The sequence below is a fragment of the Cupriavidus sp. 8B genome, from assembly GCF_054589115.1.
This window is the reverse complement of the sequence record NZ_BAAILO010000104.1, coordinates 1-14675: the sequence shown is the minus strand read 5'-3', so window position 1 is coordinate 14675 and position 14675 is coordinate 1. Positions and strand designations below refer to the sequence as shown.

10 protein-coding genes and 6 pseudogenes are annotated in these 14675 nt (G+C 59.1%); 11 read left to right on the top strand and 5 right to left on the bottom strand.

What is annotated here, in order from left to right:
* The 5 genes from ACYP5B_RS11775 to ACYP5B_RS11755 all read left to right on the top strand — a co-directional run.
* The coding region (locus ACYP5B_RS11775; RefSeq protein WP_459569723.1) for a sodium:solute symporter family transporter at positions 1 to 412 on the top strand (412 nt) is incomplete at its 5' end.
* A gap of 566 nt (positions 413 to 978) precedes the next feature.
* A complete protein-coding gene (locus ACYP5B_RS11770) occupies positions 979 to 2079 on the top strand; it encodes a glutathione S-transferase family protein (protein WP_459569722.1) in 1101 nt (366 codons plus the stop codon).
* 1034 nt (positions 2080 to 3113) lie between these two features.
* Positions 3114 to 3449 (top strand): hypothetical protein, encoded by a 336-nt coding sequence (locus ACYP5B_RS11765; protein WP_459569721.1) that lies wholly within the window; start codon positions 3114 to 3116, stop codon positions 3447 to 3449.
* A 710-nt stretch (positions 3450 to 4159) separates the two neighbouring features.
* The gene (locus tag ACYP5B_RS11760) at positions 4160 to 4693 is read left to right on the top strand and encodes a 2,4'-dihydroxyacetophenone dioxygenase family protein (protein WP_459569725.1); all 534 of its coding nucleotides are present in this window, start codon (positions 4160 to 4162) and stop codon (positions 4691 to 4693) included.
* Positions 4694 to 4725: 32 nt separating this feature from the next.
* Positions 4726 to 5538, top strand: a complete 813-nt coding sequence (locus tag ACYP5B_RS11755; RefSeq protein ID WP_459569720.1) for an alpha/beta fold hydrolase — start codon at positions 4726 to 4728, stop codon at positions 5536 to 5538.
* A 112-nt stretch (positions 5539 to 5650) separates the two neighbouring features.
* On the opposite strand, the gene ACYP5B_RS11750 is transcribed toward ACYP5B_RS11755, so the two are convergent.
* A complete protein-coding gene (locus ACYP5B_RS11750) occupies positions 5651 to 6238 on the bottom strand; it encodes a TetR/AcrR family transcriptional regulator (protein WP_459569719.1) in 588 nt (195 codons plus the stop codon).
* A gap of 369 nt (positions 6239 to 6607) precedes the next feature.
* Between ACYP5B_RS11750 and yghU the strand changes: the two genes are divergently transcribed.
* From yghU to ACYP5B_RS11730, 4 genes are all read left to right on the top strand, one after another.
* Positions 6608 to 7486, top strand: a complete 879-nt coding sequence (yghU, locus tag ACYP5B_RS11745; RefSeq protein WP_459569718.1) for a glutathione-dependent disulfide-bond oxidoreductase — start codon at positions 6608 to 6610, stop codon at positions 7484 to 7486.
* Positions 7487 to 8151: 665 nt separating this feature from the next.
* Positions 8152 to 9069, top strand: a complete 918-nt coding sequence (locus tag ACYP5B_RS11740; protein WP_459569724.1) for a D-2-hydroxyacid dehydrogenase family protein — start codon at positions 8152 to 8154, stop codon at positions 9067 to 9069.
* Positions 9070 to 9734: 665 nt separating this feature from the next.
* Positions 9735 to 10076: a chloride channel protein gene (locus ACYP5B_RS11735; RefSeq protein WP_459569717.1), complete on the top strand. Its 342-nt coding sequence runs from the start codon at positions 9735 to 9737 to the stop codon at positions 10074 to 10076.
* Complete coding sequence (locus tag ACYP5B_RS11730) at positions 10045 to 10326, top strand: chloride channel protein (RefSeq protein ID WP_459569716.1); 282 nt, start codon at positions 10045 to 10047, stop codon at positions 10324 to 10326. The genes ACYP5B_RS11735 and ACYP5B_RS11730 overlap by 32 nt, the downstream gene beginning before the upstream one ends.
* Before the next feature lie 36 nt (positions 10327 to 10362).
* Here ACYP5B_RS11730 and ACYP5B_RS11725 read toward each other — a convergent pair.
* Positions 10363 to 10786 (bottom strand): annotated as a pseudogene (locus ACYP5B_RS11725) (IS5 family transposase); the annotation flags it as partial.
* A gap of 133 nt (positions 10787 to 10919) precedes the next feature.
* On the opposite strand from ACYP5B_RS11725, the pseudogene ACYP5B_RS11720 reads away from it, so the two are divergent.
* Positions 10920 to 12256: pseudogene (locus tag ACYP5B_RS11720) on the top strand (IS4 family transposase).
* Positions 12257 to 12464: 208 nt separating this feature from the next.
* Here the strand turns inward: ACYP5B_RS11720 and ACYP5B_RS11715 are convergent.
* Positions 12465 to 12668: pseudogene (locus ACYP5B_RS11715) on the bottom strand (transposase domain-containing protein); the annotation flags it as partial.
* A gap of 22 nt (positions 12669 to 12690) precedes the next feature.
* Here ACYP5B_RS11715 and ACYP5B_RS11710 point away from each other — a divergent pair.
* Positions 12691 to 12888: pseudogene (locus ACYP5B_RS11710) on the top strand (transposase domain-containing protein); the annotation flags it as partial.
* Between the two features lie 67 nt (positions 12889 to 12955).
* Here the strand turns inward: ACYP5B_RS11710 and ACYP5B_RS11705 are convergent.
* Positions 12956 to 13162: pseudogene (locus tag ACYP5B_RS11705) on the bottom strand (response regulator transcription factor); the annotation flags it as partial.
* Between the two features lie 99 nt (positions 13163 to 13261).
* Positions 13262 to 13456, bottom strand: a pseudogene (locus tag ACYP5B_RS11700) (response regulator transcription factor); the annotation flags it as partial.
* Positions 13457 to 14675: the final 1219 nt, after the last annotated feature.

Below are 14675 nucleotides of genomic sequence, written 5' to 3'. Positions count from 1 at the left end.
CACGACGGTCGTCCTGGGTGTGCTTGCAATCGTTGTTGGCATCGCCTTTGAGAAGCAAAACATTACGTTCATCGTCAGCCTGGTGTTTTCGATCGCAGCGAGTTCCACCTTCCCAGTCTTGCTCCTGTCCATCTACTGGCGAGGCCTTACGACTCGCGGCGCAGTGTTCGGCGGACTCATCGGGCTTGGAACCGCAGTGGGCCTGACGATTCTAAGCCCCACGGTATGGGTGCAGGTCTTGGGCCACAAGACTGCGGTCTACCCCTACGAGTATCCGGCTCTGTTCTCGATGACTGCGGCGTTTGTCGCGATCTTCGTCCTCTCCATCACAGACCGCTCCGCAGCGGCCGAGACGGAAAGGGACCAATACGAGGATCAGTTGGTATCCAGCGAGCTGGGACCGGCGCGCTAGGCGCTCGGGGCCGACGGGTTGCTTTGGGTCCGCGGCTGCACGGCTGATTGGGTCCCGTACGTAGGCACCTGGCGCGGACAGACGCCTAGGAAACGAGCACGGTGGCGGTGCCAGTCGTAGAGACACGCCCGGCGACGAATGTCCCAGTCTCTTTTAAGATTGTCGACACGCGTCGTCATCGCGGCGGCACCGGTTCTCTCGGCTCGAGTGTGGCGCGCGTGGGAGCGATAGCGTGGGCTCTACTCAACAGTATGAAAGAAGGGCCACAATTCTTGATGTATTCCGCTCGGGAATGGTTGTTATTCGTTCGTAGCAATAGCCGGATTTATCGCTAACCGGCTAGTGTTAAGGGGAGTAGAGGCCCAAGACGCGCTTTTACTCAGTTCCCTAGAGAGTTCCAAGCCGACATAGCGGCGCCGGAGACAGGGCCACGGAAGGGTGTCGGGAAATATGAACAATCACGCAATTAGGGTCGGCGTACGCAACTGGCCGGGGCGTTTGTCGCCGCGGATGGGGGCTCAAAGGACATCCCCGAATTAGAACTTTCGAATCGTGAGAAGCTGATTATGCATGACGTCTACACGCTCTATGGCGCCCAGATCTCCAACTATACGGCGAAGGTGAGGTCTTACCTCATCTTTAAGGGCATCCAGTTTCAGGAGATGGTCGCTTCCAACGCTGTCTACGACAGCCTTCTCGTCCCTCGGATCGGCTATCGCATGATGCCAGTGCTGTTGATGCCGGACGGGGAAATGCTCCAGGACTCGACTGATATCATCGATGAGTTAGAGGGGCGATACCCGCTGGTTTCTGTGTACCCCTCTACACCGGTTCTGCATTTGGCCAATCTTCTGGTGGAGGCGTATGCGCACGACTGGGTGCGGATACCGGCCATGTATTACCGTTGGGGGTTTCTCGAGACGAACTACGAGTATTTGAAGGGCGAATTCGGACGAATGTACGAGCCCATGGCGCAGGCCGCGCAGCAGTTGATCGTGGGCGAAAAAGGATGTGCATGGGCCCGCGATCGCTTGCCGTCCTTGGGTATTGTTCCGGAGACGGCGCCCGAAATCGAGCTATGGACGGAGAGTCTTCTTGGTTGGCTCGAGGCTCACTTCGAAGATCATGACTACCTTTTCGGCTCACGGCCGTCGACGTCGGACTTCGCCTTCATGGGGCCGCTATATGCGCACCTCTATCGCGACCTCTATTCGTCCGCGCTGCTGAGGCGTAATTTCCCGAACGTCGTGCGTTGGGTTGAACGGATGAACTCGCCCGTGAAGGCTCAGGGCGAATACTTCGGCGAGGATAGGGTCCCGGAAACGCTCATGCCGATATTGCGGCATCTGTTCGCAGAATATGTCCCGGTAGCCTGCGATACGATCGATCGTGTGGGGGAGTGGATCGACGCGAATTACACCAGCCCTATTCCGCGTCTCCTCGGTACGCAGGATTTTATCGTCGGCAAGGCCTCGGCGAAGCGCAATGTCTGGACCTGCATTCAGTATATGTTCCAAAGGCCGTTGTTCTACTACCAACGGGCGCCAGACCCCGCAAAGCGTGAGATGGACGCCCTGCTCGCCCGCATCGGAGGGGGAGCCAATCTCGACAAGGTAGTCCGTCGTCCCGTCCGGCATCGAAATCACCGGCTAGTGGTGGACAAGTAAACGAGCTCAGATGGCGTCCGAGGGGGGCTATTCTGTGCGCGCACGCGCCTGTAGCTACCCTTCGTCAGCTTTCAAAGTATTTCACTTCGAGCATGGCAGGTGGCCCGGAGACACTGTGCTGGCCATATCGTGGCTGCTCCTTCAAGGAGGCGCATATGACTAACTTGCGCGGAAAGTGGGTGATGTCACGATTACTCGTATTTCGGAGCATGAATGGGACGTCCCTGCGACGGGCGGGGACCCTATTTAGCTTTTGGCCGGAGGCGATAGCTGAGGAGATCGCCGCGGTATTCTGGTTGAAGCCACATTTTGTCACTCCGACCGGTGATCTCCGATTGGGCTGGCGTTCGCGTCTGGTCAAAATGTCGGATCTGCGCGTCGTCGTCAACACTTGCGCAGGAAACGACAAGCGGCGCCATTTGCTGTACCGGAACGAAATGCGGAACGACTACCTTGAGGAGCTCGCGTCGGTGGGTTGGAGACGTGAGGTAGCTTCGGGTGTTCTCTGTTCGCATTTGCATGTCGACCATGTGGGTTGGAATACGATGTGGGTCGACGGTCGCTGGGTGCTTGCCTTTCCGAATGCACGCTACCATTTTCGGCGACGCCAATATGAGTTCCGGGCCAAGGGCCGGCGAGGTGCCTGCAGGGGTTGCCTGCGCCGGCGTGAACCTTCTGGACGACTGCGGCGCCCGGAAACCTACCCGCCGCTGCCAGGCACATTGCCTCATTTCAGTCCCGAGGGGTCGGGGCGCGTTGTCGCTCTTGGCGCTGGCGCGTCGGCAAGAGTTCCACGCGCTGGTATCGGGCGGCGGCTACGCGTAGTACTGCGTGGCAAACGGCTCGCACTGCCTGCCCGTGTCGCGCGGCATGTCGATGTGGCAAGGGGCGGCTCCGACGGAAACGTACTGCGCAGTCTGGACCAACTGGTTCGTGTGTGCCAGTCTCGTTCAAGGCGGAGGTCTGGTCGTCCATGGCGGATCAAGAGCTATCGGCAGGATAGCGATCCAACTGGCGCGTACTGCTTGTGCGCGGTGTTTGCGATCGTCACGGACGGCCGCGGCGTTGGCGTGGGTAGTGACTATGCCGAACGCAAACCGAGGAGGCTTGCGGTGGAGGGGCGTCTGATCCGGATCGCCAGTATGGACGGCATGCACACCACGCTGAATGCAATGCCGTTGATGCCCACGCACGTTCGCGGGCTCGACGCTGAATTTTTCCGGAGACGGCGACTATCGGAAACGCAATGGAACGAAGCGCCGGACTCGTTGCCCGAATTCGATCTCGCCCTGCCGTTCAGCCGCGTCGTGCTCGCTGGCCGAAATTTGGACGGTGCGCGCAATGATGAAATCCGGCGCACATGCCGGTAAGCTCGTCCTGAGTGTTTGGGGAGGCTCCCCCGTGGTCGGAAACAACGCCTTTTCGTGCGAAGTCGGCCGAAGCCGCGCACTGTACCTCGCTTTGGCTGGTTCTTCGCGGCGAGGGCGCAGAAGCAGCAACTTCCGGTTCGAATTGCGCCGCAATATGAAATTTGCCTCCGAGCAGGCCAGAGCGACGGACGACAACAGTCGGAACCGGTCGACGGCCGTGCAAGATGAGAGGCAAAGCCGAGCAGATTCTTCTCGCGAGTTGGGTCGGCTGACATGGTGAGATGGTTAGCGCAGCATGTAAGTCGTCCAAAGGATGAAACTCGGAAATTTTTTCCTTGCTGTGCACGTCAATGGTTAGCGTGATAGTGCCTCGGCTCGATTGCCAATATCGCACGGGGCCCGATATCCGACGGCACTGTGCAGGACGCCCATGCTGCTGAGTCGTTGGAGGATTCATACGCGTTACGCAAACGATGCAACGGAGCAAAAGCACGGTTCGCTGGCTGGATGAAGTTGGTGACGCAACGATGACCTAGCGGAAATACCGACGCTCACGTTCAGGACGCCACGCAGCGCAGACCGTTGCATTTTATACTTGTCATCGATGTCAAACATGGCTAAAGTATTGAGACTGGTTTCGACGCAGATCAGGGCACGTGGTGCAAGGACGTCGATCAGCAACTGCTAATTTGGAGACCAAAGTGACCAACTTGACCAGGCGGACCCCAGATGAGGATGCCATTCCGTATCAGCTACCGCAGCCGCCGGACATGTCTGCGGACGTTGTGCACGCCGGGGTGCTGGACAAATGGCTTGAAGACGACAACTTGTGGGTCCCGATGACGGGTACGGTATCGTTCAAGCCTCTTCTTTTGAGCGCGAGCCAGGGCTATTACATTAACTTGCTTCGCGTGCGCCAGTCCGGCGTGCTTTCGCGACACCGCCATACGGGCCCTGTGCACGCAATGGTTTTGAAAGGGCGCTGGTATTACCTGGAACACGATTGGACAGCTGAACTGGGCTCGTACGCGCATGAACCCGCCGGCGAGACGCACACGCTCTTCGTGCCGCATGACGTCGAGGAGATGATCACGTGGTTCCACGTGACGGGCGGCTACACCTATGTTGATCCGCAGGGTGTCGCCGTTGGCTATGAGGACGTGTTCACGAAGATTGAGGCGGCACGCAAGCACTATGAGGCGATCGGTCTCGGCGCCGACTATGTCAAGCGGTTCATCCGCTAAGTTGCACCAACCTTTTCGGAGAGCTTGATTCGATGCAAAGAAAGACAATTGACGTAGCAGGCACTGCGGCGAGCTACCTGACGGCGGGTGATCAAGGCCCTGTCGTACTAATGCTTCATGGCACCTACTGGAGCCGTGTGTGGCAGCCAGTGATCGATGATCTCGCAGCCGCAGGGCTGCGCCCGATTGCGGTGGATTTCCCTGGATTCGGTCGTTCTGGCGGCGAGCTCACCGTTGCCGATGCATCGATTCCGGCACTCGCTGACTGGGCGGCGCAGTTTTTGCGAGCTCTAGGCATCACTGATCCGGTGGGCGTCGCCGGCCATGACATTGGCGGCGGTGTTGCACAGCATATTCTGGTCGACGGCAAGATCAAGGTGAGCCGGCTTGCGCTGGTCAACGCGGTTATGTTTGACTCGTGGCCCGTTTCCGGTGTCGCGCGTTTTCGTGACCCGGAGGTTGCGGCTGCTACCACGACCGAGGATGTTCTGGAGGCACGCCGAAAATCCGTCATTACAGCGTTGGCCCGCAGCACGACAGAGGAGGAAATTGCTGAGTATCTCGCTCCTTGGGCGGATCCGCGGGTTGCGCGTTCGTGGCTTGCACTCGCGGGCGCGGCGTACAGCCGCTACACGATGGATATCGTCCCTACCCTGCGCGAGTCCACGACACCCAAGCTGCTCGTTTGGGGGGAAGATGACAGCTTTCAGCGGGTCCATCACGCGGAGCGCTTCGTCAAGGAGATTCCGAACGCCTCGCTCATCCGCATCCCGGCGGCGGGACACATCCCTATGGAAAACGACGCGAAAGCCGTTGCACGCGCTTTGACTGAGTTCTTTGTCTAGATCCAACGCGCCTGGCGCGGTGCGGTGAGCGGGAACTGTGGATCCATTAAGGTCCCAGTCCCTATCGACGCACCGCGTCGCCCTCAGTCGAGCCGATTAACTGCTACGCGCGTTACTGATGTGTTTGTTGCAGAATCGTATCGATTAGGGCCGCCGCTGTCTGCCGGAGGCGCCTCGGGTCGCCGTAGACGCGCTCAATCACGGCGATACCTCGTGTCATTGTCACGATAATGCGAGCAGCCTGGCGCGGCGGAATGACCAGTTGCGCGCGCGCTCCGGGAGTGTCGAGTACCTTAAACAAGGCGTCCTCAAGTTCGTCTAGCATCCTCCTCACCAGTTCCTGCTGGCGTGGAAATTCCGGCGCGGTCTCGACGGCGATTTTTGTCGAAAGGCAACCACGCGCAGGCGAGCCTTGTGTAATCGAATGAATTGCGACGGTGAAAAAATCGACCAGTGCATCTCGCAAGCTGGGCTTGTTGAGCGCCATCTTCGTTTCGGCAACGAAGCGGTTTGCGTAGCGCTCGAATACCTGCACGAAGATCTCCTCCTTGTCGCCATATGCGTTATATAGCGAGCCGCGTTGCACTCCCGTAGATTTCGCAAGGTCCAGCATTGAGGTTGCTCGATAGCCTTTAGCCCAGAACACATCTAGAGCCCGCTCGAACGCGTTGTCTTCATCGAATTGCCGAACGCCGGCCATGATCTCCCTCACCGTAGACAAGATGTTGATCTATATTTTACACTATTGACAAAGATGCACAACCGACTCCTGTGCTGCGCATCGGGCGTTCTGATCCCATCGGGCTCGCCTATAGGAAAGCGTGGTGGGCCGATGCTCAGCATATTTGACACGCGCGTACGCAAGGGTGCGGACGATTCGTCGTACCGTACCCGGACCGTCGTGTCTATTCGCTGCAGGGATGGTTGGCCGGTCATCGGTCGCGCGATCCGTTGCGAAGGACTGCCGGTTTGCGCAGACAAAGGACGGAGAGTCTCGGCGGGCACTCTTCGTCCCATCCGACTTCGCCGCGGCAGAATGAACCGGCCCCGAATAATTTGAGGAGGAAATATGAAGCGTTCCCTTGATTACACTCCACCAAGGATCTGGGCGTGGAACGAGCCTAGCGGAGGGGCGTTTGCAAATATCAACCGGCCTGTCGCCGGACCAACGCACGACAAGGAGCTGCCTGTCGGCCGACACCCGCTTCAGCTCTACTCGCAGGGCACGCCGAACGGTGTCAAGGTCACAATCATGCTTGAGGAATTGCTTGCGCTGGGGCGCACGGGCGCCGAGTACGACGCATGGCTGATCAGGATCAGTGAAGGCGACCAGTTCGGTAGCGGCTTCGTGGCGTTAAACCCGAACTCGAAAATTCCTGCGTTACTTGACCGGAGCGGCCCGGAACCCGTTCGCGTATTTGAATCTGGTTCGATCCTGCTATATCTGGCCGAGAAATTCGGCGCGTTCCTCCCGAAGGGCATGGGGGCACGCGCTGAGGCACTGAACTGGCTCTTCTGGCAAATGGGCAGCGCTCCGTACCTCGGTGGTGGGTTCGGCCATTTCTATGCCTATGCACCGACCAAGATCGAGTACGCGATCAATCGCTTCTCCATGGAGGTCAAGCGTCAGATGGACGTGCTGGATCGACGTCTCTCCGAAGCCGAATACCTCGCTGGCGACGAGTACACAATTGCCGACATTGCGGCCTTTCCTTGGTACGGTAGCCTTGTCAAGGGGTGGCAATATGACGCAGCGGAGTTCTTGAGCGTACAGGACTATAGAAACGTGTTGCGGTGGGCCGACGCGATACTGTCACGGCCCGCAGTCAAGCGCGGGCGGATGGTCAACCGCGTTAGAGGCGAGCTGTCGGAGCAGTTGCTCGAGCGTCACGACGCCAGCGACTTCGACACGCGGACCCAGGACAAGGTTCTAGGGGCGCAACCGTGAGTGCTGGAGGAATGACAACCAACGCGGGCGGCGACCGACATCCAGCGGAAGGTGTGTGCGCTCACCACAGGAGCATGACGCTTGCCGACAAGTGGCAGTCTCGTGAAGGCATCGGTTCGATGCAATGCAAGCTGGGGGAGAGCGGGTTGCCTGGCTACACGTACCGCACGACTGTACGTTCGACGAAGCTTGACTGGATTTGCCCCCTGTCCCCGGACACGGTCACCCCCCTTAGGTTGTAACTCCATGGTGCGCCGGAACTCTCGCGGTGAGCGGTAGTTAAGGGCGCTGTTGGGGGGGGCTTGGGGACTGTGTCCGGCGTTTCAGGGGGGGCGAACCACTGGCGCACGTGCCTATGCCCACGGGTAATAAGAGATATTCTCGCTGGACCCGTATCGCCGACGCGGCGGCCCCTCTAATATTTGCACATAGAACGCCGCGAGATTCATGGACGTGTGAGTTCTGGCTTCATAGCAGCGTTGAAGTGCGGAACTTCACGACACGAGACTGCGGACGAAATGCCGCGACGGCGCTCTATGCGGAAAGACTACCCTCGGCGCCGGTCGGCGGGCAAAACAGAGCGAATTCAGGAGACAGCCGTGACCCAACCGACACCTCGCATCAAGGTGGCGATCCTCGATGACTACCAGAACGTTGCGTTGACGATGGCCGATTGGTCACCACTGCGCGGTCTGGCTGATATCACGGTCTTTGATGACCACGTCGGTGACTCCGACGCACTGGTGGATCGTCTGCGGCCCTTTAATGTGCTTTGCGTGATGCGAGAACGCACGCCATTGCCGCGAGGAATCCTCGAAAGGTTACCCAACCTCAGGCTGATTGCTTCAACAGGCCCTGGGAACGCGTCTATCGATGAAGATGCGGCTGCGGAACTTGGCATTGAAGTTCGCCATACAGGCTACGAGTCGACTCCGACGATTGAGTTCACCTGGGCCCTGATTTTCGCGATGGTGCGCAACATTCCGCAGGAAAGACAGTCGGTGGCCAACGGCGGTTGGCAACTGTCGGTCGGTGAGGAACTTTCCGGGAAAACGCTTGGGTTGCTTGGTCTCGGCCGTGTTGGTTCGGCGGTCGCCAGGATCGCGGCGGCGTTTGGAATGAAAGTCATTGCGTGGAGCCAGAATCTGACGGCCGAACACGCCGCTGAGGTGGGCGCCCGGTTGGTTGGAAAAGATGAGATCTTTGCTTCATCAGACATTCTGTCCATTCACGTTCGGCTCAGCCAACGGACTCACCATTTGGTCGGCGCAACAGAGCTAGCAAAGATGAAATCGACAAGCCGGCTTGTCAATACGTCCCGCGGGCAGATTATCGATACAGCAGCGTTACTCGATGCGCTTAAAGCAGGGAAGATCGCGGGCGCTGCACTTGACGTATTCGACGCCGAGCCGTTGCCCAATCCGCATCCACTTCGGAATCTGCCGAACGTGCTTGCTACTCCGCACGTAGGCTATGTGTCGAAGGAACTGTATCGAACCTTCTACGGCGACACCGTGCAAAACATCGTCAACTGGCTGCAGTCGGCGAGCATTGCGACCGGCGCCCTCAACGCAGCGCTGTAAGGGCTCTATTACGGACGGGCGGCCGTCGCACCGGCGGCCGTTGTCACTTCGCAGGTTACCCCGCGGAAGAGAGCGGGACTAGCGCGTGTGTTTTCTGATCCGGTTGGGAACAGCAATTCGCCACCTTTCGACATCTAGTTACAGGAGTTCCGCGATGAAACGAATAGTGGACGTGGACGGCCTGCCGGCAAGATACCTCACGGCAGGAGAAGGTTCTTCCCGGCTCTTACTGCTCCATGGCACTTACCGGAGCCGCGTTTGGCGGCCGGTGCTAGAAGATCTCGCGGCCGCGGAGCTCCGTCCGATTGCGCGTCATAGGTTCTGACATGCTGTTGTTGTCATTTCGGCGGCTGGTGAGTACAGCAATTGCTTGCTGCTCCCTGTTTGCGGCGGCGGTTTTGGTCGGCGCAGCCGTTTCACTGTACGCGTGCGGGATGTCAATCGCGCATGCGGGAATGCTGGTGTTTTTTGGCATTATCCCGTGGGGGCCGCTGCTGGTTTCGCCGCTGGTCGGCGGCCTGTGTGCATGGGTGACGCGCTGTTGGTTCGTTGGTGGTGAAGGATGCGGTGTCCCTCAGGCGATCGCAGCGCTCCGTGGTGATTCCACGCCAGGCCGGGGGCTACTTGGCTGACGCCTGCTGTTTGGCAAGATCGGGATATCAATAGTGGCGACAGCAGCCGGATTTCCCATCGGCCGGCAGGGGCCCAGCATTTACCTTGGCGCCGTGATTGTGCACAAGCTTGGCTCCTTCCTGAGGCGTCCGGCGGTCTTTGGTGCCCTATGCGGATTGCTAGTGGCTGCCATGGCCATGACAACCTCCGGTACTAGCCCGCTGGGCGTTGAACAGGTGGTGAGCGGAATCCTGGAGGGTAGTGCGGCTTCCCCCGGGGATCCCTTGGCTAGGGGCCTCGCATTGCTCGCTACCTGCGTTGCTGGCATTCCCGGGGGCACCTTCGTCCCGTCGCTGTCGATCGGTGCAAGCAACGGCGGCCTACGTCACGAATAGGGTAATTTTGGCGATCTCCATGGCCGGCTATCTCGCCGCAGTTACACGTAGCCCGCCCACCGCATGCGTGGTTGTTGCCGAATTGTCCGGCTCGCTCCAGATTCTCCTTCCAGCTCTCGCCACCTGTCTTATTGCCGAATGGGTATCCAGAAATTTGGCTCCGCCACTTTACCACCACGCGCTGTCCATCCCCTATGGGAATGTGCCCGGCGTGGTAGGCTGTCTAGGGATGCGGACTTGGACTCTCTAGCCGAAAAGGGGCGTGGTTGGCCAGGGCGTGTTCACACTATCTGAGCCCGTCGACGATGAGCGCAAAATTGATGAAGGCGATGAACGTCACGTCCAGTTTTTCGAATCGGGAAAATATGCGACGAAAGCCTTTGTGGCGGCGGAACAGGCGCTCCACTTCGTTTCTGCGCTTGTACATTTCACGATCATATTCCCATGGTTCAAGGCGGTTGCTTTTGGGCGGAACTGCGGGAATAAAACCCAGGTCGAGTGCGAGCTGTCGCGTCTCATCGCCCTCATAAGCCTTGTCCATTAGCAGGTGCAGTGGTCGATCGGGTCGCCCAAGGCTTTGTAGCAGGGCACGCCCCTGCGGTGCATCACCGGCCTGGCCGGGTGACAGCGCGAACGTTATGGCCGTTCGAGCATCCGCGGCAACGATATGAATCTTTGTGGTCCATCCGCCCTCGGGATTTTCCAATGGCCCCTTGGGGCACCTCAATACACACAAGTCGTGACCCGTGCCGTGCTGCAGAAAGTCGTTTACGGTCAATGACATAACGCACGGGGTTGTTAACTCTTTCGGTTTAGCGTTTACTCTTGCATTTTTGGCGGCACATGCAGCGAGAGGCGATTCGTTGGGCAGCGGCAGAATTCAAGGACATTGACTTGGGCGACCAGCGCCTGAACAAGCGCGCGGTGCTACTGGCGGAGCGGCTCGCAGAGAAGCCCACGGCAAGCGTACCCAACGCATGCGGCGGCTGGGCGGAAACGGCTGCGGCGTACCGCTTCCCCGCTCAGGATGAACTGGACTGGTGCGATATTCTGGCGCCCCACTGGCAGAGTTCGGCCGAGCGGATGCGAGCTTGCGAAGTGGTGCTATGCATTCAAGACACCACGGAGCTGGACTATAACGGCCAGACCATCACAGGCTTGGGACCGCTGTCGTATGAGGCGCAACGCGGGCTGTATCTGCACCCGACTTACGCAGCAACGCCATCGCGCGGACCGCTGAGCGTGCTTGGCGCCTACATGTGGGCACGCGAGCCGAAGAATGCGGATGGCGTGCGCCCCGGCATCAAGGAAAGTACCCGCTGGACCGAAGGATATGAGCGAGTTGCCGAACAGGCGGCCGCACTGCCTGCCACGCGACTTGTCTATGTGGCTGACCGGGAATCGGACATCATGGCGCTGATGGCCAAGGCAAATGAGTTGGGCCACCCAGCGGATTGGCTACTGCGCTCGCAGTACAATTGCACGTTGCCTGGCGGCGGCAAGCTGTGGGAAAAAGTGACTGCGGGTGAGCCAGTGGGCAGGATTCACTTTACGCTGGCAGCCCGTCAGGCTCGGCCGGCGCGTGCGGTACGGCAGCAGGTGTGGGCGCAACGTGTCGCGTTGCCCGATGCTGCAGGCAGCTTGGTGAGTGGCACTTGCATCGTCGCCCGGGAGGTCGACCCGCCGGCAGGCGTCAAGCCGATTGAATGGCGACTGCTGAGTAATCGCGAGGTGGACGACCTTGACGCGGCAGCGCAGCTTATTGGCTGGTACCGCGCGCGTTGGGAGGTGGAATTGTTCTTTCACGTGCTCAAGAACGGTGTCAGGTCGAGGCGTTGCAACTCGCATCGATGGCACGGCTTGAGCGTGCCTTGGCGCTGTTCATGGTGGTGGCATGGCGCATCGCTCGGTTGATGCGACTGGGCCGAACTTGCCCGGACCTGGATGCAGGGCTGCTGTTCGAGCGGGATGAATGGCGCGCGGCATTCATTCTCAACAAGAAGAAGCCGCCGAAGACGTCACCGCGTCTGAATGAGGTCGTGCGCTTGGTCGCCATGCTCGGCGGCTTCCTGGCGCGCAAGGGCGACGGCGAACCCGGGGTCAAGACCATCTGGCAGGGCCTGCAGCGAGTGATGGATTTCGCCGCAGGCCTCGGGTACGCCCGAGAACTGGGCGACTGACTTGTGTGTAATCAAATGCGCAAAAGTGCCTAAAAGAGTGCTTTATAGGCGAAGCGGTTAGTTCCGCGCGAGCAGCCATTCCAGCCAGGAATAACAATTAGTCCACGATGCATACTTCCAACGCAGTGGTCAAGCAGTTTAGCCTTCGAAAACGTGCCCAGTAGGTAAGCGGCCGGCGAACCCGTCTTGACGGTGATGATCGCAGCGGCTAGGAGGCGCTGGTAGCCGGCTTCCAGCGATGTGGTAGCAATTCGGCAATGTTACTGGCGCGATGGGTTGGTAGCCGTGTGATCACGTCTCTCAGATAGGCGTACGGATCGTGACCATTGAGCTGCGCTGACCGAATCAAACTCATGATTGCCGCCGCACGCTGTCCGGCACGCAAGGAGCCGGCGAACAACCAGTTGGCCCGGTTATGCCGAGTTCGGCATAAGAGATCGAACTGGATGTTCGCGGGCGCATTACGAGCAGGACAACGGGCGGCCGCGGTCATGAGCTTGGTGCGCTCGGCACAGTTGAACGGACTGGATCCGTATGCGTACCTGACGGACGTGTTGACCAGACTGCCGACCCAGCGCGCTAGCGCCATCGGTGAACTGCTGCCGCACCGTTGGACACCTGCCGTCTCCTGAAACCATACACCGTCAAGACGGCTTCGCCAGCCGCTTACGTTGAAGGCGCACGATCGGCCGCCATTTGTCACACATAAATACGCGTCATTCGCGAAATCACCTCGGTACGGGTGCGCAGGTCTAGTCGCTGCAAGATAGCGGATACATGCTCCTTAACCGTATTCTCGGTTAAGCCTAGCCGCTGCGCGATGATCTTATTCGGCAACCCTTCGAGCAGCAGGTTTAGGACTGAAGCCTGGCGATGGGTTAGTCCCAAGGATTCCGGCGTCACCGGGGCACGCTGCGCCAACTCGATCGCGCAATCCTGCTCGGTTGCCGCCGCGCCGGTGAAGGACCAGCTGTCACCCGTCAGGGCAGCCGCCACGTGCGCGTTCATGCGGGAAATCACTTCAGCGCGGGTGCGCAGGTTAAGCCGTAGCAGGATGGCTGACACGTGCTCCTTCACCGTGTTTACTGTCACACCAAGACGGCGCGCAATGAGCTTGTTGGGCAACCCCTCAAGGAGCAGATTGAGTACCGATCCTTGGCGTTGAGTAAGACCGAGTTCCGCGGACGGCGCGGAAGGAATTGTACCGGCCAGCCAAGTTGGGTCATTGTGGTCTCGTGCGCCGGGGTCGGTACGCGAGCAATTGGAGCCTAGGATGTCTGCCATCAGCCGACGTCTTGCAATCAGGATGGCTTGCTTGCGACTGATCCCGCCAAGGCACCCAAGGATCGCGTTCACTTGATCCTTCACGGCCTTTTCGCTCATGGCCAACCGTTGCGCGACGACCTTGCCGGGCAATCCCTCTAGCAGAAGGTCAAAGACGGTGCGTTGCTGCCCGGCGAACGCACTTTGATCCGCCATGGCGTCGGAATACTGTACGGACGAGATTCCAGGCATTTCCGCAAAGACAGTTGCGTCGTCGACCATCGCCACCTTCACTACTACAGCGAACCCGTAGGCCTTCTGAGGATCGTCGGCGGTCGCTGGCAATGACCAATCCGTGCCACTTTGCGCCGACACGGAAGAGGAGGGTTCCTTTGCGGCGGGCTTGAAGGCGGTTGGGCTCAAAAAATGGGGACGTCCGGGGATCCCGATTCCCTTGGTCTGCCCGGAGCCGGGAAGCGCCGCCACCTCATTGACAATCTCGGACTTTCTCCTATGTCCCATCCCAATAGACGGATTGTGAGTGTCTTGGGTCCGCATACGTTCCATCGTTGCCTGCAACTCCTCGAACTGCGTCGTGGTCAGTTCGGCCACGCTGTGCAACATGCTCTTAAACTGCCGTGCACTCGTCTTCTTGTTACGGTTTCCCATTGACCCAAGTCCCACGCGCTATCGCTACTGTTCGCCCGGGAAGTGAGGAACGCCGCGGTTTATTGGCTTCGTCGCGACGCTGCCGGGATCGATATTTTATTGCATCGCTGAATTCGTGTGTTTCCGCTATCTGGTCCCCCCACTTCCCTTCAATGGTGTTGATGGCGGCACGACGACCAGGAAGAGTCGAGAGATGAATGCTGTCGCGCGCTGCATTTCGGGGACTCTCACCGAGTCATTGAACGGATCTAGGGGTGGCAGGCGCTGCTATCGCCGCAGCCGTTTAGCGTTTGCGAGCGCTTGGTGATAGTTCTCACTGGCAATCGCCAACGCCAGTTCAAGCTTTGCCTGTGCATTCGAGATCGCTTGCAGATCCATCTGTGCCGCGCTTCTATTGAGACTTGTATAAATCATGACAACCGATTCGAGTCTGACGCGTTATCTGATCAAGGCGTTGATCGGGAGTCGATTGCATGGCTGGGAAGAT

Coding starts and splice junctions, on each gene's coding strand:
- ACYP5B_RS11770 (WP_459569722.1), top strand. CDS start 979: ATGCATGACGTCTACACGCTCTATGGCGCCCAGATCTCCAACTATACG.
- ACYP5B_RS11740 (WP_459569724.1), top strand. CDS start 8,152: ATGGCCGATTGGTCACCACTGCGCGGTCTGGCTGATATCACGGTCTTT.
- ACYP5B_RS11750 (WP_459569719.1), bottom strand. CDS start 6,238: ATGGCCGGCGTTCGGCAATTCGATGAAGACAACGCGTTCGAGCGGGCT.
- ACYP5B_RS11755 (WP_459569720.1), top strand. CDS start 4,726: ATGCAAAGAAAGACAATTGACGTAGCAGGCACTGCGGCGAGCTACCTG.
- yghU (WP_459569718.1), top strand. CDS start 6,608: ATGAAGCGTTCCCTTGATTACACTCCACCAAGGATCTGGGCGTGGAAC.